We start from the raw sequence: 19,048 nt of genomic DNA, 5'->3' as shown, positions 1-19,048 counted from the left end.
TCACCGCTTCAGGTGACGCATGAGCCGTTCCGCGCCGCAGGTGCCCCGTGGCGGATACGTGCACGAAAAAAAGGCCGTCCTCCTCACCTTCCGGAGGTGAGGAGGACGGCCCGCGTCGGGGACACGACTACTCCGAGTCGGCCTCCAGGTTGCCTTCCGTGTCCAGGTAGACCTGGCGGAGGGATTCGAGGATCTGGGGGTCGGGCTTCTCCCACATGCCGCGGGACTCGGCCTCCAGGAGGCGTTCCGCGATGCCGTGCAGGGCCCAGGGGTTGGCCTCCTCCAGGAAGGCGCGGTTCTCCGGGTCCAGGACGTACGTCTCGGTCAGCTTGTCGTACATCCAGTCGGCCACCACGCCCGTCGTGGCGTCGTAGCCGAAGAGGTAGTCGACCGTCGCCGCCAGCTCGAAGGCACCCTTGTAGCCGTGGCGGCGCATCGCCTCGATCCACTTCGGGTTGACCACGCGGGCCCGGAAGACGCGGGAGGTCTCCTCCACCAGCGTGCGGGTCTTGACCGTCTCCGGGCGGGTGGAGTCGCCGATGTACGCCTCCGGGGCGGTGCCCCGCAGCGCGCGGACCGTGGCCACCATGCCGCCGTGGTACTGGAAGTAGTCGTCCGAGTCGGCGATGTCGTGCTCGCGGGTGTCCGTGTTCTTCGCGGCCACCGTGATCCGCTTGTACGCGGTCTCCATCTCCTCGCGCGCCGCCCGGCCCTCCAGGCCGCGGCCGTACGCGTAGCCGCCCCAGACCGTGTAGACCTCCGCGAGGTCGGCGTCCGTACGCCAGTCGCGGGAGTCGATCAGCTGGAGGATGCCGGCGCCGTACGTGCCCGGGCGCGAGCCGAAGATACGGGTCGTCGCGCGGCGTTCGTCACCGTGGACGGCCAGGTCCGCCTGGGCGTGGGCCCGGACGAAGTTCTGGTCGGCGGGCTCGTCCAGCCCCGCCGCCAGCCGTACCGCGTCGTCCAGCAGGCCGATGACGTGCGGGAACGCGTCCCGGAAGAAGCCCGAGATGCGCAGGGTCACATCGATGCGGGGGCGGCCCAGCTCGTCGAGCGGGATCGGCTCCAGGCCCGTGACGCGGCGCGAGGCCTCGTCCCAGACCGGGCGGACGCCGAGCAGGGCGAGCGCCTCGGCGACGTCGTCGCCGGAGGTGCGCATCGCGCTCGTGCCCCACAGGGACAGGCCCACGGAGGCCGGCCATTCGCCGTTGTCCGTGCGGTAGCGGGTGAGGAGCGAGTCGGCCAGGGCCTGGCCCGTCTCCCACGCGAGGCGGGAGGGGACGGCCTTCGGGTCGACGGAGTAGAAGTTCCGGCCCGTGGGCAGGACGTTCACCAGGCCGCGCAGGGGGGATCCCGAGGGGCCCGCCGGGACGAAGCGGCCGTCGAGGGCCGCCACGACGTGTGCGATCTCGTCCGTGGTGCCGGCGAGGCGCGGGACCACCTCGCGGGCCGCGAAGTCCAGTACGGCCGCCACGTCAGCGGAGTGTCCGGCCGCGACCGAAGCCACCGCCTCCGGGGCCCAGTTCGCGTCCTCCATCGCCTGGACCAGCGCGCGGGCCGTCTCCTCCGCCTCGTCGGCGGTGGTACGGGTGGCGGCCGACTCGTCGAGGCCGAGCGCCTCGCGCAGACCCGGCAGGGCCGTCGTACCGCCCCAGATCTGGCGGGCGCGCAGGATCGCGAGGACCAGGTTGACCCGGGCCTCACCGGTCGGCGCACCGCCCAGGACGTGCAGTCCGTCGCGGATCTGGGCGTCCTTGACCTCGCACAGCCAGCCGTCGACGTGCAGCAGGAAGTCGTCGAAGCCGTCGTCGTCCGGGCGCTCCTCCAGCCCCAGGTCGTGGTCCAGCTTCGCGGCCTGGATCAGCGTCCAGATCTGCGCGCGGATCGCCGGCAGCTTCGCCGGGTCCATCGCGGAGATCTGCGCGTACTCGTCGAGGTGCTGCTCCAGGCGCGCGATGTCGCCGTACGACTCCGCGCGCGCCATCGGCGGCACCAGGTGGTCGACCAGGGTGGCGTGCACGCGGCGCTTGGCCTGGGTGCCCTCGCCCGGGTCGTTGACCAGGAAGGGGTAGATCAGCGGCAGGTCGCCCAGCGCTGCGTCGGGCGCGCAGGCCGCAGAGAGGCCGGCGTTCTTGCCCGGCAGCCACTCCAGGTTGCCGTGCTTGCCCAGGTGGATCATCGCGTCGGCGCCGAAACCGCCGTCCTGCGCGCTCGCCTGGATCCAGCGGTACGCGGCCAGGTAGTGGTGCGAGGGCGGCAGGTCCGGGTCGTGGTAGATCGCGATCGGGTTCTCGCCGAAGCCGCGCGGGGGCTGGATCAGGACGAGCAGGTTCCCGCGGCGCAGCGCCGCGAGGACGATGTCGCCCTCCGGGTTCGCGGAGCGGTCCACGAACATGTTGCCCGGGGCCTCGCCCCAGTGCTCCTCGACGCTCTCGCGCAGCTCGGCGGGGAGCTCGGCGAACCACCGCTTGTAGTCGGCGGCCGGGATCCGGACCGGGTTGCGGGCCAGCTGCTCCTCGGTCAGCCAGTCCTGGTCGTGGCCGCCGGCCTCGATCAGGGCGCGGATCAGCTCGTCGCCGTCGCCCGAGACCAGGCCCGGGATGTCCTCGACGGGGCCGAAGTCGTAGCCGCCCGCGATCAGGGTGCGCAGCAGCTCCACGGCGCTCGCCGGGGTGTCGAGGCCGACCGCGTTGCCGATGCGGGAGTGCTTGGTGGGGTACGCGGACAGGACGAGCGCGATCTTCTTGTCGCGGCGCTCGATGTGCCGCAGCCGGGCGTGCCGGACGGCGATCCCGGCGACGCGGGCGGCACGCTCGGGGTCGGCCACGTACGCCGGCAGCCCGTCCTCGTCGAGCTCCTTGAACGAGAACGGGACGGTGATCAGGCGGCCGTCGAACTCGGGGACGGCGACCTGCGTCGCGGCATCGAGCGGGGACAGGCCCTCGTCGTTCTCCTCCCAGGCGCTGCGCGAGCCGGTCAGGCACAGGGCCTGGAGGATCGGGACGCCGAGGCCGGCGAGGGCGCCCGCGTCCCAGGACTCGTCGTCGCCGCCGGCGGAAGCCGTGGCGGGCTTGGTGCCGCCGGCCGCGAGGACCGTGGTCACGATCGCGTCCGCCGACTCCAACTCGGCGATCAGCTCCGGCTCCGGGGCGCGCAGGGAGGACACGTACAGCGGAACGGGTGTACCGCCGCTCTCCACGATCGCGTCGCACAGCGCGTGTACGAAGGCGGTGTTGCCGCTCATCTGGTGGGCGCGGTAGTAGAGCACGGCGATGCGCGGGCCGTACGGGCGCACCGGCGTGCGCTCCAGCGGGCCCCAGGTGGGCGCGGCGGCGGGCGGCTCGAAGCCGTGGCCGGTCAGCAGCACGGTGTCGGAGAGGAAGCGGGCCAGCTGGTCCAGGTTGGCGGGGCCGCCGTGGGCGAGGTAGCCGTGCGCCTCGGCCGCGATGCCGATCGGGACCGTGGAAGCCTCCATCAGCTGGGCGTCCGGGGCCTGTTCGCCGGTGAGCACGACCACGGGGCGGGTCTGGGCCGGTGCCAGGAGCAGGTCGAGCCCGTCCTGCCAGGCGCGCAGGCCGCCCAGGAGGCGTACGACGACCAGGTCGACGCCGTCGAGCAGGGCGGGGAGGTCGTCGAGGGGAAGGCGGGAGGGGTTCGCGAACCGGTACGGCACGGGGCCGTCCGCGGCGCGGGCGCTGAGCAGATCGGTGTCGGACGTCGACAGCAGCAGGATCATGCGGCGGCATGCCTTCCTCGGGGTTTCCGCGCCCCGGGCAGTGTGGACAGCGGGAGTTCCTGACTCACCCGGCGGATCGCTCCGCGGGTTCACAGTGGCGGGACCGCGCCGGATTCGCACCGGGCTTCCTCCCAGCGGGCCACGTGGCTCCGCCGGTGGTCATCTTAGGTGCCGCCCTCCCCGGCCGGGAGTGGGGGTGTCCGACGCCCGGGGAGCGGATCGGGGCAGGTCGGGCGGAGGGTGGGGCGCAGGGGGCGGGTGGTGACGGACACAGGCCGGGGTCGGGGAATCGTGGGTATGCTCGCCGCCATGCCGCCCCAGCCCCCTTCCGCCGCATCACGGGACGAACCCGTCATACGTGACCGCGGTGACGCCTGCCCCGGCGCGCTGCGGCTGCACGCGGCCGACGACGGGTTCCTGGCCCGGGTCCGGATCCCCGGCGGAATGCTCGACGGGCACGCGGCCCGGCTGCTGGCCGACGCGGCGGACCGGCTCGGCGACGGGCACATCGACCTCACCTCGCGCGGCAACGCGCAGCTGCGCGGGCTCGGCGCCGGCTGCGGCGGCGAGCTGCAGTCCGTGCTCATGCGCGCCGGGCTGCTGCCCGCGCCTACCCACGAACGGGTCCGCAACATCGTCGCCTCGCCGCTGACCGGCCTCGACCGGCGGGGCCTGCCCGACGTGGCCCCCTGGGTCGCGGAGCTGGACCGGCTGCTGTGCGCGAGCGCTCCGGCGGCCGGGCTGTCGGGGCGCTTCCTGTTCGCCCTCGACGACGGCCGGGGCGACGTCACCTCCCTCGACGCGGACGTGAACCTGGCCGCCCACGACCGGGGCCGGGCCCTGCTGTGGACCGCCGGGCAGGCCGACGCCCTGCTCGTGGCCGCCGCCGACGCCCCGCGGGCCGCCCTCGTGGCCGCCGGGTACTTCCTCGACGCCGCCCGGGAAGCCGGCACCCGGGCCTGGCGGGTGTCGGAGCTGCCTGCCGAACACGCCCTGGATCCCGCAGAGTTGGTCGATCGTCTGGCCGCCGCCGGGGCTCCGGCCCGTGTCGTACCTGCTCCCGTCGGGCTGGGCGCGCCCGCTCCCGAGCCCGGCGTGGTCGAGGGCCGCGACGGCAGCGCCGCGCTCAGCGTCATCGCGCCGCTGGGCCGCCTGACCACCGCGCAGTGGCGGCTCCTGGCGGGCCTGACGGGACGCATGCGCCTGACCCCCTGGCGGGGGATCGTCGTCCCCGGCCTGACCGCCGGACCCGCGGCCACCGCAACCACCGCAACCACCGCAGGCACCGGCGAAGCCGCCGAGACCGCCGAAGCCGCCGGCACCCCCCGGGCGGAGGGCGCGCCGCCTACCGCCCGCCCTGCGCTCGACGCGCTGGACGCGCTCGGTGCGGCCGGTCTCGTGACCCGTCCCGGCGATCCCTGGCGGTCCGTCACCGCCTGTACCGGGCACCCCGGCTGCGCCAAGTCCCGTACCGACGTGCGCGCCGACGCTCGGGCCGTCGTACCGCAGGCGGCCCCGGCGACGGCCGGCCCGCCGCTGCCCGTGCACTGGTCCGGGTGCGAGCGCCGGTGCGGGCATCCGCGCGGCACCGCCTGGGTGGACCTCGTCGCCACCCCCGCCGGGTACGACCTCACCGCGCCCGGCGCCGCCCCGCGCCACGGCGTCACGCCCCGCGAACTTCCCGCGGCCCTCGCGGCCGTCCACCGCACCACCTCCCATGACGCAGCGAAGAAATGAGCGAGTACACAGTGTTCGAGTACGAGAAGGACGGCGCGGCCATCTACCGCCAGTCCTTTGCCACGATCCGCGCCGAGGCGGACCTCTCCGGGCTGCCCGCCTCCGTCGCGCAGGTCGCGGTGCGCATGATCCACGCCTGCGGAATGACCGACCTGCCCCAGGACCTCGGCTACACCCCGGAGGTCGTGCTCCGCGCACGGGCCGCGCTGCACGCCGGCGCGCCGATCCTCTGCGACGTGCAGATGGTCGCCAGCGGCGTCACCCGCAAGCGGCTGCCCGCGGACAACGAGGTGGTCTGCACCCTCTCCGACCCCGCCGTGCCGGCCCTCGCCGCCAAGATGGGCACCACGCGCAGCGCCGCCGCGCTGGAGGTCTGGCGCGATCGCGGCCTGCTGGAGGGCTCCGTGATCGCGGTCGGCAACGCGCCGACCGCCCTGTTCCGGCTGCTGGAGATGATCGAGGAGGGCGCCCCGCGCCCCGCCGCCGTCATCGGCGTCCCGGTCGGCTTCATCGGCGCCGCCGAGTCCAAGGACGCGCTCGCCGCCCACGCCTCCGGGCTCGACCACCTGATCGTGCGCGGCCGGCGCGGCGGCAGCGCCATCGCGGCCGCCGCCGTCAACGCGATCGCGAGCGAGGAAGAATGAGCACCGCAGCCGGTACCGGTACCGGAAAGCTGTACGGCGTCGGGCTCGGCCCCGGCGACCCCTCCCTGATGACGCTGCGGGCCGTCGAGGTCATCGCCGAGGCCGATGTCGTCGCGTACCACAGCGCCCGCCACGGCCGTTCGATCGCCCGCTCGATCGCCGCGAAGCACCTGCGCGCCGACCACGTCGAGGAGCCGCTGGTCTACCCGGTCACCACCGAGACCACCGACCACCCCGGCGGCTACCAGGGCGCGATGGAGGAGTTCTACGAGGCGTCCGCCGCCCGGCTCGCCGCGCACCTGGACGCCGGCCGGACCGTCGCCGTGCTCGCCGAGGGCGACCCGCTCTTCTACGGCTCGTACATGCACATGCACAAGCGGCTCGCCGACCGCTACGAGGCCGAGGTGATCCCGGGCGTGACCTCGGTCAGCGCCGCCGCAGCCCGCCTGGGCACCCCGCTCGTCGAGGGCGAGGAGGTGCTGACGATCCTGCCCGGCACCCTGCCCGAGGAGGAGCTCACCGCCCGCCTCGCCGCCACCGACTCCGCGGTCGTGATGAAGCTCGGCCGCACCTTCCCCGCGGTGCGCCGGGCCATGGAGGGCAGCGGCCGCCTCGCGGAGGCCCGGTACGTGGAGCGGGCCACCATGGAGGGGGAGCGGACCGGCGTCCTCGCCGACACCGACCCCGACTCCGTCCCGTACTTCGCCGTCGCCGTGGTGCCCAGCCGCATCGGCAACCCGGGCAGCGTGCCCTCCGGGCCCGGCGAGGTCGTCGTCGTCGGCACCGGGCCGGCCGGGCCGCTCTGGCTCACCCCCGAGACGCGGCGGGCGCTGGCCGACGCCGAGGTCCTCGTCGGGTACACCACGTACCTGGACCGCGTCCCCGCGAAGCCGGGCCAGGTCCGGCACGGCTCCGACAACAAGGTGGAGTCGGAGCGCGCCGAGTTCGCCCTCGACCTCGCCCGGCGCGGCAAGCGCGTGGCCGTGGTCTCCGGCGGCGACCCGGGCGTATTCGCCATGGCCACCGCCGTCCTGGAGGTCGCCGGGCAGCCCGAGTACAAGGACGTGCCCGTACGGGTCCTGCCGGGGGTGACCGCGGCCAACGCGGCGGCCGCCGCGGCCGGGGCCCCGCTCGGCCACGACTACGCCACCATCTCCCTGTCGGACCGGCTCAAGCCCTGGGAGGTCATCGCGGAGCGGCTGCGCGCGGCCGCCGCCGCGGACCTGGTGCTCGCCCTGTACAACCCGGGCTCGCGCAGCCGGACCTGGCAGGTGGCCCAGGCCAAGGAGCTGCTGCTGGAGCTGCGTCCGGAGCGGACCCCGGTGGTCGTCGCGCGGGACGTGGGCGGTTCCGAGCAGTCGGTCCGCGTCCTCGCGCTCGGCGAACTGGAGCCGTCCGAGGTGGACATGCGCACGATCCTGCTGATCGGTTCCTCGCAGACCCAGGTCACCGAGCGGCCGGACGGCTCCCGGGTGACGTGGACCCCGCGCCGCTACCCGGAGGCCTGACCGCCGGGCGGGGCGGCGTTCCTCAGCACTGCCACAGGAACGCCGCCCGGCCGCAGGGCGCGCAGGCGTGCGCATAGGCGCTGCCGGAGCCGAAGTTGGGGGCCGTCAGGGGATCCGGCCCCTCCTCCAGCTGCGCGACGAATGCCATCGGCCTTCCGCAGTCGGTGCAATCGGGCGTCTCGTCGTACTGGAGCCAGTCGGCGGCGCCGCCCAGCTGACCGAGCACCTGGCCCCTGGGGCGCCCGCTCCGCTCGGACCAGGCCCTGGCCGCGGCCCCGTACTCCGGCCCGGCCACCGCCACCCGCTCGACGGTGCGGACCGCCCCGAGCTGCCGGACGTCGTCCTCGTCCTCGTCCTCGTCCTCGTCGCCGTCCGTGTCCTCACCGGCTTCCTCGCCGTCGCCCGCGCAGGCGGGGAGCGCGGGCAGGGGTATCGGCACCAGCCCCTCCAGCGGGAAGAGGTACGCCCTGTTCCCGCCGGACGTGGCGCTCCACTCGTCGCACGAGCCCGGATCGTTCGCGCACATGAAGACGGCGAGGACCCCGCGCCCGCCGTCCAGGACCATCTGCGCAATGAACTGCAGCGGCCCCGAACAGGCCGTGCAGGTGGGCCACGGGGTGCCCGCGGGGGCCAGCGGAAGCCCCCCGATACGGCTGACGGGGGCATCGGGTGCGGCGGAGCCGTTGTGGATCAGCAAGGTGGTGGCGCTCATACCGCAGAGGGTAGGAGCAGCCACTGACATCGATACGCGCAGCGGGTTCCGCCCGTCGTGGCTCCGCCACCGACTGACGCCCTGCCGGGCTGTCTTCCCGTTGTGCCCTCGACGGCCGGACGGCTCAGGCCCGGACCGCCCCGAGCCACTCCAGGGCCGCGTCCGTGTCCCCCGCCTGCGCGACGCCCTCCGGGACCGGGGGCCTGCGGACCACCAGGACCGGGATCCCGGCCTCGCGGGCCGCGGTCAGTTTGGGCGCGGTCGCTCGGCCCCCGCTGTCCTTGGTGACCAGGACGTCGATCCGGTGCCGTGCGATCAGCTCCCGCTCACCCTCCAGCGTGAACGGGCCCCGGTCGAGCAGGACTTCGAGCTGCGGCGGGACCGGCGCGGCCGGAGGGTCCACCGAACGTGCCAGGAACCAGGTGTCGGTGAGGTGCGCGAAGGTGTGCAGGCCCATGCGGCCGGTGGTCAGGAACGCGCGGGCGCCGAGGCCGGGCAGCCGTTCGGCCGCGTCGTCCAGCGAGTCCGCGAAGGTCCAGTCGTCACCCGGCCGCGGTGTCCAGCCGGGGCGCCGCAGCGCCAGCAGCGGCACCCCCGCGAGGGCCTGCGCCTCGGCGGCGTTGAAGCTCATCCGCTCCGCGAAGGGGTGCGTGGCGTCGACCAGGTGCGTGACCCGGTGGGCGGTGATCCAGGCCGCCAGCCCACCGGGGCCGCCGAAGCCGCCGATCCGCACCTCGCCGGGCGGCAGCACGGGCGCGGAGACCCGGCCCGCGAGCGAGGTGGTCACGCGGTACGAGGGATCCCCGGCCAGCGCCTGGGCGAGGCGCCGGGCCTCCGTCGTACCGCCCAGGACCAGGACGTGGGCCGGGGAACCGTCAGCAGACATGCCGGTCGCGCTCGGGGGAGTACAGGTGGCTGTCGCGGAACTGCTCGGCGCCGAGCGTGCGGCCGACCACGATGACCGCGGTCCGCACCAGGCCGTGCGCCTTCACCTGCCCGGCGATGTCGGCCAGCGTGCCGCGCAGGATCAGCTCGTCGGGGCGGCTGGCCATCGCCACCACCGCCACCGGGCACTCGGCCCCGTAGTGCGGCAGCAGTTCGGCGACGACGCGGTCCACGTAGCGCGTGGCCAGGTGCAGCACCAGCAGCGCCCCGCTGCGGCCGAGCGTGGCCAGGTCCTCGCCGGGCGGCATCGGCGTGGCCTGCTGGGCGATCCGGGTCAAGATCACCGTCTGGCCGACGGTGGGCACCGTCAGCTCCCGCTTCAGCGCGGCAGCCGCCGCGGCGAACGCCGGTACGCCGGGCACCACTTCGTACGGGATGCCGGCCGCGTCGAGCCGCCGCATCTGCTCCGCGACCGCGCTGAAGATCGACGGGTCGCCGGAGTGGAGCCGCGCCACGTCCTCGCCCGCCGCGTGGGCCCGTACGCACTCGGCGACGATCTCGTCGAGGTTCAGCTGCGAGGTGTCGACCAGGCGGGCGTCCGGCGGGCACTCGGCCAGCAGTTCGCGCGGGACCAGGCTGCCCGCGTACAGGCAGACCGGGGCGGCGGCGAGCCGTCGGGCACCGCGCACCGTGATCAGGTCGGCGGCGCCGGGGCCCGCACCGATGAAGTACACGGTCATGTCGTCTGGTCCTCTTCCTCGTTTTCCTCGTTCCGGTCCTGCGCCGGGGGAGCGTCCGGCCGCGGCCAGGGCTTGGTCACGGTCCACTGGGTGACCGGCATCGCCTGCCGCCAGCCCGTGAAACCGCCGACCGCCGCCGCGTGCGCGACGGCCAGTTTGACCAGGTCGCCGCCGTGGCGCCGGTAGCGCTCGGTGAGGACCGCCTCCGACTCCAGGGTCACGGTGTTGACCACCAGCCGGCCGCCGGGTGCCAGCGCCGCCCAGGCCGCGTCGAGCAGGCCCGGGGCGGTCAGCCCGCCGCCGATGAACACCGCGTCGGGAGCCGGGAGTCCGGCGAGGGCCGCGGGCGCGGCGCCGGTGACCACGCGCAGCCCCGGGACGCCGAGCGCCGCCGCGTTGCGGGTGATGCGGGCCGCCCGTTCCGGGACGCGCTCCACGGCCACCGCCCTGCAGGAGGGGTGGGTGCGCATCCACTCGATGCCGATGGAGCCGGAGCCGCCGCCGATGTCCCAGAGCAGCTCGCCGGGGGCCGGGGCGAGGGCGCACAGCGTGGCGGCCCGGACGTGGCGTTTGGTGAGCTGGCCGTCGTGCTCGTACGCGGTGTCGGGCAGGCCGGGGGTCGCGCCGAGCCGCGGGACGGCGCTGCCGCGGTCCCGGCGGCACTCCACGGCCACCACGTTGAGCGGATCGCCGGGCGGGTGCTCCCAGCTCTCGGCCCGGCCCTCGTACGTGTCCTCGCGCTCGGAGCCGAGCTGTTCCAGCACCCGCATCCGGCTCGGGCCGAAGCCCCGCTCCCGCAGCAGAGCGGCGATCTCGTTCGGGGTCACCGCTCCGGCGCTGAGCACCAGCACCCGCCGCCCCTCGTAGAGCGCGGCCGCGAGGCGGGCCACCGGACGCCCGACCACCGTGACCACCTCGGTGTCCTCCACCGGCCAGCCCAGGCGGGCGCAGGCGTACGAGACCGAGGAGGGGTGCGGGTGGATCCGCAGGCCGTTCGGACCGAGCTCCTCGGCCAGGGCCCGGCCGATCCCGTAGAACATGGGGTCGCCGCTGGCCAGCACGGCGATCCGGCGGCCGGCGTGCTCGGCCATCAGCTTCGGCACGGCGGGCCGCAGCGGGCTCGGCCAGGCCACGCGCTCGCCGGCGCAGTCGCCGGCCGGCAGCAGGTCCAGCTGGCGCGGGCCGCCGATCAGCACCTCGGCCCCGGTCAGCGCGGACCGCGCGGCGGCGGTGAGCCCGGCCCAGCCGTCGGCGCCGAGGCCGACGACCGACACGGGGAGGGGGAGCGGCGGTGCGGAGCTCACTGCGCGGTACCTCGGGAACGGGAAGGGGAGCGGGCGGGTGGACCCGCAGCCTACTGGCCGGGGGACCGGCCCCCGGCTCCACCCCCGCGAAAGCGGAGGTCTACCCTCGGTAACCCCACGGTGACCGCACCGTGCGTCCCACCGTGTCACCGTCCCACCGTGTCACCGTCCCAACGTCGCGAGGGAGACCCCATGCCTGGCTGGAACGCCGAGAACATCCCCGACCAGAGCGGCCGCACCGCCGTCGTCACGGGTGCCAACAGCGGGATCGGCTACGTCACCGCCCGCGAGCTCGCACGGCGCGGGGCCGACGTGGTGCTGGCCTGCCGCAGCGCGGCGCGCGGCCGGGCCGCCGTGGTCCGGCTGCGCGCCGAGGTCCCGGGGGCCGTGGCGGAGTTCATCCCGCTGGACCTGGCCGACCTGGCCTCCGTACGGGAGTTCGCGCACGTCCACGGGCAGCGCAGGCGCTCCCTCGACCTGCTCGTGAACAACGCGGGCGTCATGGCCCTGCCGTACGGGAAGACCGCCGACGGGTTCGAGACCCAGTTCGGGGTCAACCACCTCGGCCACTTCGCCCTCACCGGACTGCTCCTGCCCCAGCTGCTGTCCGCCGCCCCCGGGGCCCGGATCGTCACCGTCTCCAGCGGCTTCCACGCGCTCGGCGACGTGGACCTCGACGACCTGAACGGCGAGCGCGGCTACCGGCGCTGGATCGCGTACGGCCGCTCCAAGACCGCGGGCCTCCTCTTCACGCACGAGCTGGCCCGGCGCCTGGAAGCCGCCGGCTCCGGGATCGTCGCGGCCGCCGCCCACCCCGGCTACGCCTCGACCAACCTGCACGCCGGGGCCTCGCTGCAGGAGGGCCACCGGCCCATGTCCCGGCTGATGGGCCTCGGCGCCGCCGTGCTCGCCCAGCCGGCGGCGTCCGGCGCGCTGCCCACGCTGTACGCGGCCACCGCGCCGGGCGTACGCCCCGACTCCTTCTACGGTCCGCGGCTCGGCTGGCGCGGGGCGCCCGCCCCGTCCTGGCGGGCCAAGTGGACCCTGGACGACACCTCGGGCCAACGGCTGTGGGAGGCCTCGGAGAAGCTGACCTCCGTCCCGTACGGGCTGCCCGCGCGCTGAGCGGGCCGCGGGCCGGCCCGCGGCCCGTGTGAGCCCCCCGTCCGCCCCCGGGGTGCCTCGGGGCGCCCCGGACGGGACCTGATCCGCCGCGCGGCCGGCGCGGGAGACTCTGCGCCATGGACGACGACACGGACAACCACCCAGAAGCCCGGGAAGCCCACGATCACGCGGTGGTCCTCGGCGCAGGCCTGGCGGGGCTGCTGGCGGCGCGGGCGCTCGCCCAGCGGTTCGCGCGCGTGACCGTGGTGGAACGGGACGAACTGCCGGACACCGGACCGGCCTTCCGGCCCGGTGTGCCGCAGTCCCGGCACGTGCACGTGCTGTGGTCGCGGGGCCTGGAGCTGATGGAGGGGCTGCTGCCCGGGGTCACCCGCGAGCTGCTGGCGGCCGGGGCGGCGCTGATGGAGACACCGCGCGACTTCCTGTGGCTGAGCCCGGCCGACTGGTTCCACCCGGTTCCGGGGTCCCGGATCCTGATCGGCAGCCGCGAGCTGATCGACTGGACCGTCCGCCGGGAGGTGCTGCGGGACGAGCGCGTCCGGGTCCGCTCCGGCTCGACGGTGACCGGGCTCGTCGCCGGGCCCGACGGCCGCTCGGTCACCGGCGTACGGCTGCGCGAGGGCGACCCGCTGCCGGCCCGCTTCGTGGTCGACGCCACCGGGCGCACCTCCCGGGCCCCGGCCTGGCTCGCCGCCCTCGGCCACCCGGCCCCGGCGACCACCCGCTACGACTCCCACCTCGCCTACTCCAGCCGCTACTACGAGATCCCGCCGGATCCCGCGCGCCGCTGGCAGGGGATCTACGTCCAGGGCCGCCCCGAGAGCCCGCGCGGCGGCGTGCTGGTGCCCCTCGACGACGGGCGCTGGCTGGTGACGCTGACCGGCAACGGCGAACACGCCCCGCCGACGGGGGAGGAGGAGTTCCTCGACTTCACCCGGACACTGCGCTCCCCGGTGCTGTACGACGCCCTCCGCGACGCCAAACCGCTCTCCGCGCCGACGGGTTACCGCAATACCGCCAACGAATGGCGCCACTTCGAGCGCCTCGACCGCTGGCCGGCCGGATTCGTCGTGCTCGGGGACGCCGTCTGCCGGGTCAACCCCGTGTACGGGCAGGGGATGACGGTGGCCGCCCTCGCCGCGGACGCGCTGGCCGGCGCCATCCGGGGCCTGGCGCCCCGGGAGATCGCCGCGGCCTCCCGGCGGATCCAGCGGCGTACGGCCGCCGCCTCCGACGTGGCCTGGCAGATCGCCACCAGCGAGGACATGCGCTACCCGGAGACCGACGGGCCGCCGCCCGACCGGGCCACCAAGGTCCTCCAGGCGTACATGTCCCGGGTGATCGTGGGCGCCAACACCGACCCGGAGATCTCCCGGCCCTTCTTCGGCGTGCTGTCGCTGGCCCTCTCGCCGAACGTCCTGCTCGGCCCGGGCACGGTGATACGGGTCTTGTCCAAGTGGCGGCTGCCGACGTCCCCGCAGACCGCCGACTACCCGCCGCACCACAGCGCCCCGGCGGATTCCGGGGCGTAGAGGGGCGCTCGCCCTCAGCGGGCCGCCACGGCGCGCTCGTACACGGCCCGCACCCCGTCGCCGAACAGGCTGCTGTACGAGGTCTTCTCGTCGCCGCCCCCGTCGCGGCCGCCGACCACGCCGATCAGGGTGTGCGCGTCGGTCAGCACAGGACCACCGCTCGTGCCGTCGGGTACGTCCGCGCAATCCAGCCGCAGTTGCGCGGGCCCCTCGGCACGGGCGGTGTTGAAGCACTCCACCGGGTACTCGGTGGCGTTGGGATAGCCCACGACCCGGGCCGGAGCGGGCAGCTCGGGCCCGAACCGGATCGTCCGGGCCCCGGTGGTGTCCTCCAGTCGCTCGCCGGGGCGACCGGGGCGGCGCACGCGGAGGAAGGCCACGTCGTAGTCGGGGTCCTGGTCCCCGGTCCAGCGGGGGTCCACGTCGATCCGGCTGGGTACCCAGACCCCGTACGGGGCCTGGCCGTCGTGGTAGCCGGGGACGAAGACGAGGTTCGTACGGAACCCGAGGATCCCGCGGTACACGCAGTGCGCGGCGGTGGCGACGAGGTCGCCGCCGGGGGAGTGGACCACGCTCGCCGAGCAGTGGTGGTCCTGGTCCGCGTCCTCGCCGGGGGAGAACAGCGCCCCGATCGAGGGCTCCGCCGCGGCGGGCCGCGCGACCAGCGGGTCGGAGGGCCGCCAGCCGCCCGACCGCCAAGGCCCGACGGCCGCGGGGCCGCCAGCGCCCTGCGCGTCCGGGCCCTGCGCGTCCGTACCCTGCGCGTCCGTGCCCGGCGCGCCAGGCCCCCGCGGGGCCGGGCCCGGCGCCGGGACCTCCCGCGCCGGGCCCTCCAGTACGGCCGCCGCCGCGCGGTCGGCCGGCTCGGCCTCCTGTACGTAGCTGCCCTCCGCGGGATCCCCGTCCGCCACGTAGGCCGCCATGGCGTGCAGCTTCCACAGCAGCCCGGCGCACCCGATGAGCAGGGCGCAGCCCACGCCGACGAGCAGGGTGACCCGTACGGCCCGCCCGCGAACCCTGGTGAACATGCCGTGCCACTCTCCGCCGGAACACGCCGGCCGGTGTCCCGGCCGGCTTCCCCTGTTCGACGGACGGCGCGGCGGGGGCAGTTCCGGGGCGGAACGTGTCCGTCCTCACAACGGGGGCGCCCGGCCGCGGCCCGTCATCCGGCGTCCTTCCGCCCTTCACCCAACTCGCCTAATCTCCGCGCGAGTTGACACAAGAGTGCACCGACTGGGCGGACAGGAGCCGAAAGCATGAGATTGCGGAACCGGATGGCGGGCGCGGTGACGGCGGGCCTGGCGGCACTGGCCCTCGTACTCGGTACGGCCCCGGCGGGGGCGGCCGGGACCAAGGCGGCGCGGGCCGCCGCCGACCTCCCGTACGCGGGATCGACGGGCGTCGGCGTGCACAACGCGTACGAGAAGGCCAAGTACCCGTACTTCGCGGACGCCCTCGACTCGGGCGCCGCGATGCTGGAGCTCGACGTGTGGACCAACTTCTTCGGCAGCTCGTGGCGCGTCTCCCACGACAACCCCTTCGGCAACGACAACAACTGCGAGAACGCCACCACCCCCGCCCAGCTGCGCACCAAGTCCCGCAACCAGAACCTCGCGGGCTGCCTCTCCGACATCCGCAGCTGGCACGACGCCCACCCCGGGCACCGTCCGGTCGTCCTCAAGCTGGAGCTCAAGGACGGTTTCGCCGCCAACCTGGGCCGCGGACCGGCCGAGCTCGACGCGCTGCTGAACGCGAAGCTCGGCGAGGCCGTGTACCGACCCGGCCAGCTCGCCTCGGGCCATCCCGACCTGGACACCGCCGCCCGGGCCGGCGCCTGGCCGAGCCGCGCCGCGATGGCCGGGAAGTTCCTGGTGGAGCTGATCCCCGGCACGCTGGAGGAGGGCAACGCGAACGACACGCTGTGGACCGACCGGGAGTACGCGCAGTACCTGCGCGCCCTCGCGGCCACGGGCCGGCTCGGCCAGGCCGCGGCCTTCCCGGCCGTGCACCGGGCGGAGGCCGGCGACCCGCGCGCCCGGTACGCGGACGCGGCGCTCCGGCCCTGGTTCGTGGTCTTCGACGGGGACGCGAGCGCGTACGCGGGCGGTTCGATCGACACCGCCTGGTACGACCGCAACCACTACCTGCTGATCGCCACCGACGCCCAGGGGGTGGCGCCCGCCATCGACGGGGTGCACCCGACCGAGGCCCAGGCGCGGGAGCGGGTCGCCCTGATGGCCGCGCACCACGCGTCCATCGCCTCGGCGGACTGGTACCCGCTGCCCTCGGTGCTGGCCACGGTGGTCCCGCGCGGGTAGCGCCCCCGCGACGAGTACCCTTATTGCGAACTGTTCGCAATAAGGGTACGGGTGCGGGTCAGATGGCTGCTTCTCCGGTGGTGCTCGGCATCGAGTCCTCCTGCGACGAGACGGGCGCCGGCATCGTCCGGGGCGGCCGGCTCCTCGCGCACGTCGTCGCGTCGAGCATGGACGAGCACGCCCGCTTCGGCGGGGTCGTCCCCGAGATCGCGGCCCGCGCCCACCTGCACGCCTTCGGCCCCGTGGTCCGACAGGCCCTGGAGCAGGCCGGACTGCGGGCCGACCAGCTCGACGCGGTGGCCGTCACCACCGGCCCCGGCCTCTCCGGCGCGCTCCAGGTCGGACTGGCCGGGGCCAAGACCCTCGCGTACACGCTCGGCCTCCCGCTGTACGGGGTCCACCACCTCGCCGGGCACGTGGCCGCCGACACCCTGGAGCACGGGCCGCTCCCCGAGCCGTGCGTGGTGCTGATCGTCTCCGGCGGCCACACCTCGCTGCTGCTCGTACGGGACCTGGTCCGCGAGCCGATCCTGCACCTCGGGGACACCCTGGACGACGCGGCGGGGGAGTGCTTCGACAAGGTGGCCCGGGTGTTCGGCCTGCCGTACCCGGGCGGGCCGGCCATCGACCGCGCGGCGCGGGGCGGCGACCCGAAGGCGGTCCCGTTCCCGCGTCCGCTGACCGGCGGGCCGCGCGGGCAGGACCCGTACGCGTACTCCTTCTCCTTCTCGGGGCTGAAGACGGCCGCCGCCCGCTGGGCCGAGGGCCACCGCCTGCGCGGGGAGCGGCTGCCGGTCGCCGACGGGGCGGCCTCGCTCCAGGAGGCGGTGGCCGACGTGCTGACCCGCAAGGCGGTCGCGGCCTGCGGGGCGTACGGCGTGCGGACGCTGGTGGTGGTCGGCGGGGTGGCGGCCAATTCCCGGGTGCGGGCCCTGGCGGAGCGGCGCTGCGCCTCGGCGGGGATCGCCCTGCGGGTGCCGCCGATGACGCTGTGCACGGACAACGGCGCGATGATCGCCGCGATCGGCGACCTCCTGGTCCGCGCGGACGCGCAGCCGGCCCCGCTCACGGTCACGATCGACCCGTCGGCACCACTGGAGTACGCGGCCCTCCACCCCCTGGCCCGAGGGCAGGACGGCGCAACGGCCCGTTGCCGGGCGGGTGCGGTGTCGTTGGGCAGTCCCGAAGGCGTACGCACGGGAATCGCGGAGGGACGCGCGGCATGGACAGGGACGTCGACGAAGTGAAGACGGTGCACCTCACCCCCGAGGTGTACGGGTACCTGGTCGCGCAGGCCGAGCCGCGCAGCCGCGTCCAGGAGGAGCTGGTCGAGCGGACCCGCGCGCTCGGCCGCGAGGCGCAGATGCAGGTCCCGCACGAGCAGGGGGTGTTCCTCACCCTGCTCGGCAAGATGCTCGGCGCCCGCCGGATCGTCGAGGTCGGCACGTTCACCGGCTATTCGACACTGGCCCTGGCCGCCGGCCTGGTACCCGGCGGGCGGGTCCTGACCTGCGACGTCTCCGAGACGTGGACCTCGATCGCCCAGGAGGCGTGGAAGGCGGCCGGGGTCGGCGACCGCATCGAGCTCGTGGTCGCCCCGGCGCTGGAGACCTTGCGCGCGCTCCCGCAGGAGCCCGTGATCGACCTGGTGTTCCTGGACGCCGACAAGCCGGGCTACCGCGCCTACTGGGACGAGCTCGTGCCCCGCCTGCGGCCCGGTGGGGTGATCCTCGCCGACAACGTCCTGTACGGGGGAGAGGCGGTGGACGCCGGCGCCGAGGGGAACGCCCTGGCCATCCGGGAGTTCAACGCGTACGTGTGCGCCGACGAGCGCGTGGAGTCCGTGATGCTGCCGATCGCGGACGGGCTCACGCTCGCGCGCAGGCGCTGAGGGAGGATCGGGCATCCTGGGGCCCCACCGCACACGGAGGAGCCCCAGTTGTCCGACCGGAACACCGCAGCGCCCGCCACCCCGCACCGCCGCCACATCGAGTTCGACCGCCTGCACAACTTCCGCGACCTGGGCGGCTACCGCTCGACCGACGGTCGTACCGTCGCCTGGGGCGCGCTGTACCGGGCGGATTCCCTGGGCAAACTCGCCGGGGCCGACTGGGACCGCTTCCTCGGCCTCGGCATACGTACGGTCATCGACCTGCGCTACCCCTGGGAGATCGAGGCCAAGGGCCGGATCCCCGAGCCGGAGCGGTTCACGTACGCCAACCTCAGCATCGAGCACCGCCCGTACGACCAGGCCGCGATCGACCCCGACGTCGACCCCTGGCGGTACCTGGCCGACCGGTTCGCCGAGGTGACCGAGGACGGTGCCGAGGAGATCCGCCGGGCCATCGAGCTCATCGCCGCAGGCCCCGGCCCGGCGGTCTTCCACTGCACCTCGGGCAAGGACCGCACCGGTCTGATCGCCGCGTTCGTGCTGACCCTCCTCGGCGTGTCCGAGGAGGAGGTGCTGGCCGATTTCGCGCTCACGGAGCTGGCCACCGCCCGCCTCACGGCCGACTGGCACGCCGCCAACCCGGGACGCACCATGCGCTGGCCCTCGTACGGGCGCGCCCCGGAGCGGATCCTGTCCCTCGTGCTCGCCGACCTGACCGCGCGCCACGGCTCCCCGGCCGAGTACCTCCGCGCGCGCGTCGGGATCACTCCGGCGACGACGGCCCGGCTCCGGGAGCGCCTGCTGCGCTGAAATCCGCCAACTGTGGTCACATCCTTGCCAGTTGCTGCGCGTGTCCCAACAATGCACATGACAACCGAAGGATCTTCGGTTGCATCGTCATCAGAGGGGAACCCCC

Annotated in this window: 15 protein-coding genes and 1 riboswitch; of the genes, 9 read left to right on the top strand and 6 right to left on the bottom strand. The window is 74.9% G+C overall.

Features of this window, described 5'->3' with window-relative positions; all coding sequences use genetic code 11:
- Positions 1-127 precede the first annotated feature (127 nt).
- The gene (gene cobN, locus CP980_RS07090) at positions 128-3,736 is read right to left on the bottom strand and encodes a cobaltochelatase subunit CobN (protein ID WP_132759320.1); all 3,609 of its coding nucleotides are present in this window, start codon (positions 3,734-3,736) and stop codon (positions 128-130) included.
- Positions 3,737-3,789: 53 nt separating this feature from the next.
- A riboswitch (cobalamin riboswitch) is annotated at positions 3,790-3,867 on the bottom strand.
- A gap of 178 nt (positions 3,868-4,045) precedes the next feature.
- On the opposite strand from cobN, the gene CP980_RS07085 reads away from it, so the two are divergent.
- The 3 genes from CP980_RS07085 to CP980_RS07075 are packed head-to-tail and all read left to right on the top strand — an operon-like array spanning position 4,046 to position 7,625.
- Positions 4,046-5,473: a cobalamin biosynthesis protein CobG gene (locus CP980_RS07085; protein ID WP_229906814.1), complete on the top strand. Its 1,428-nt coding sequence runs from the start codon at positions 4,046-4,048 to the stop codon at positions 5,471-5,473.
- On the top strand, positions 5,470-6,117 hold the full coding sequence (locus tag CP980_RS07080; protein ID WP_150493094.1) for a precorrin-8X methylmutase: 648 nt from the start codon (positions 5,470-5,472) through the stop codon (positions 6,115-6,117). The genes CP980_RS07085 and CP980_RS07080 overlap by 4 nt, the downstream gene beginning before the upstream one ends.
- A complete protein-coding gene (locus CP980_RS07075) occupies positions 6,114-7,625 on the top strand; it encodes a precorrin-2 C(20)-methyltransferase (RefSeq protein WP_150493092.1) in 1,512 nt (503 codons plus the stop codon). The genes CP980_RS07080 and CP980_RS07075 overlap by 4 nt, the downstream gene beginning before the upstream one ends.
- A gap of 22 nt (positions 7,626-7,647) precedes the next feature.
- Here the strand turns inward: CP980_RS07075 and CP980_RS07070 are convergent, their stop codons facing one another.
- The 4 genes from CP980_RS07070 to cbiE form a co-directional block, all read right to left on the bottom strand.
- Positions 7,648-8,337: a DUF1963 domain-containing protein gene (locus CP980_RS07070; RefSeq protein ID WP_150493090.1), complete on the bottom strand. Its 690-nt coding sequence runs from the start codon at positions 8,335-8,337 to the stop codon at positions 7,648-7,650.
- 124 nt (positions 8,338-8,461) lie between these two features.
- Positions 8,462-9,223 carry a cobalt-precorrin-6A reductase gene (locus CP980_RS07065; protein ID WP_150493088.1) on the bottom strand — a complete coding sequence of 254 codons (762 nt, stop codon included), beginning with the start codon at positions 9,221-9,223 and terminating at the stop codon, positions 8,462-8,464.
- Entirely contained in the window at positions 9,213-9,962 is a 750-nt protein-coding gene (cobM, locus tag CP980_RS07060; RefSeq protein ID WP_099888885.1) for a precorrin-4 C(11)-methyltransferase, read from the bottom strand. The genes CP980_RS07065 and cobM overlap by 11 nt, the downstream gene beginning before the upstream one ends.
- Complete coding sequence (cbiE, locus tag CP980_RS07055; protein ID WP_150493086.1) at positions 9,959-11,266, bottom strand: precorrin-6y C5,15-methyltransferase (decarboxylating) subunit CbiE; 1,308 nt, start codon at positions 11,264-11,266, stop codon at positions 9,959-9,961. The genes cobM and cbiE overlap by 4 nt, the downstream gene beginning before the upstream one ends.
- A gap of 192 nt (positions 11,267-11,458) precedes the next feature.
- On the opposite strand from cbiE, the gene CP980_RS07050 reads away from it, so the two are divergent.
- Complete coding sequence (locus CP980_RS07050) at positions 11,459-12,391, top strand: oxidoreductase (protein ID WP_150493084.1); 933 nt, start codon at positions 11,459-11,461, stop codon at positions 12,389-12,391.
- 116 nt (positions 12,392-12,507) lie between these two features.
- Complete coding sequence (locus CP980_RS07045; protein ID WP_167535803.1) at positions 12,508-13,923, top strand: NAD(P)/FAD-dependent oxidoreductase; 1,416 nt, start codon at positions 12,508-12,510, stop codon at positions 13,921-13,923.
- A gap of 14 nt (positions 13,924-13,937) precedes the next feature.
- On the opposite strand, the gene CP980_RS07040 is transcribed toward CP980_RS07045, so the two are convergent.
- The gene (locus CP980_RS07040; RefSeq protein ID WP_150493082.1) at positions 13,938-14,951 is read right to left on the bottom strand and encodes a trypsin-like serine peptidase; all 1,014 of its coding nucleotides are present in this window, start codon (positions 14,949-14,951) and stop codon (positions 13,938-13,940) included.
- A 228-nt stretch (positions 14,952-15,179) separates the two neighbouring features.
- On the opposite strand from CP980_RS07040, the gene CP980_RS07035 reads away from it, so the two are divergent.
- From CP980_RS07035 to CP980_RS07020, 4 genes are all read left to right on the top strand, one after another.
- The gene (locus CP980_RS07035) at positions 15,180-16,241 is read left to right on the top strand and encodes a phosphatidylinositol-specific phospholipase C domain-containing protein (RefSeq protein ID WP_189998349.1); all 1,062 of its coding nucleotides are present in this window, start codon (positions 15,180-15,182) and stop codon (positions 16,239-16,241) included.
- Between the two features lie 62 nt (positions 16,242-16,303).
- On the top strand, positions 16,304-17,488 hold the full coding sequence (gene tsaD / locus CP980_RS07030) for a tRNA (adenosine(37)-N6)-threonylcarbamoyltransferase complex transferase subunit TsaD (protein ID WP_132759329.1): 1,185 nt from the start codon (positions 16,304-16,306) through the stop codon (positions 17,486-17,488).
- Positions 17,464-18,132 carry an O-methyltransferase gene (locus CP980_RS07025; RefSeq protein WP_132759330.1) on the top strand — a complete coding sequence of 223 codons (669 nt, stop codon included), beginning with the start codon at positions 17,464-17,466 and terminating at the stop codon, positions 18,130-18,132. The genes tsaD and CP980_RS07025 overlap by 25 nt, the downstream gene beginning before the upstream one ends.
- 48 nt (positions 18,133-18,180) lie before the next feature.
- The gene (locus CP980_RS07020) at positions 18,181-18,942 is read left to right on the top strand and encodes a tyrosine-protein phosphatase (protein WP_150493080.1); all 762 of its coding nucleotides are present in this window, start codon (positions 18,181-18,183) and stop codon (positions 18,940-18,942) included.
- Positions 18,943-19,048 lie beyond the last annotated feature (106 nt).

The organism is Streptomyces vinaceus (genome assembly GCF_008704935.1).
In the GTDB taxonomy this organism is placed as follows: domain Bacteria; phylum Actinomycetota; class Actinomycetes; order Streptomycetales; family Streptomycetaceae; genus Streptomyces; species Streptomyces vinaceus.
This window is presented reverse-complemented; position numbering and strand designations above follow the sequence as displayed.

Coding starts and splice junctions, on each gene's coding strand:
- CP980_RS07035 (WP_189998349.1), top strand. CDS start 15,180: ATGAGATTGCGGAACCGGATGGCGGGCGCGGTGACGGCGGGCCTGGCG.
- CP980_RS07065 (WP_150493088.1), bottom strand. CDS start 9,223: ATGTCTGCTGACGGTTCCCCGGCCCACGTCCTGGTCCTGGGCGGTACG.
- CP980_RS07075 (WP_150493092.1), top strand. CDS start 6,114: ATGAGCACCGCAGCCGGTACCGGTACCGGAAAGCTGTACGGCGTCGGG.
- CP980_RS07070 (WP_150493090.1), bottom strand. CDS start 8,337: ATGAGCGCCACCACCTTGCTGATCCACAACGGCTCCGCCGCACCCGAT.
- CP980_RS07025 (WP_132759330.1), top strand. CDS start 17,464: ATGGACAGGGACGTCGACGAAGTGAAGACGGTGCACCTCACCCCCGAG.
- CP980_RS07045 (WP_167535803.1), top strand. CDS start 12,508: ATGGACGACGACACGGACAACCACCCAGAAGCCCGGGAAGCCCACGAT.
- CP980_RS07040 (WP_150493082.1), bottom strand. CDS start 14,951: ATGTTCACCAGGGTTCGCGGGCGGGCCGTACGGGTCACCCTGCTCGTC.
- CP980_RS07085 (WP_229906814.1), top strand. CDS start 4,046: ATGCCGCCCCAGCCCCCTTCCGCCGCATCACGGGACGAACCCGTCATA.
- CP980_RS07080 (WP_150493094.1), top strand. CDS start 5,470: ATGAGCGAGTACACAGTGTTCGAGTACGAGAAGGACGGCGCGGCCATC.
- CP980_RS07050 (WP_150493084.1), top strand. CDS start 11,459: ATGCCTGGCTGGAACGCCGAGAACATCCCCGACCAGAGCGGCCGCACC.
- tsaD (WP_132759329.1), top strand. CDS start 16,304: ATGGCTGCTTCTCCGGTGGTGCTCGGCATCGAGTCCTCCTGCGACGAG.
- cobM (WP_099888885.1), bottom strand. CDS start 9,962: ATGACCGTGTACTTCATCGGTGCGGGCCCCGGCGCCGCCGACCTGATC.
- cobN (WP_132759320.1), bottom strand. CDS start 3,736: ATGATCCTGCTGCTGTCGACGTCCGACACCGATCTGCTCAGCGCCCGC.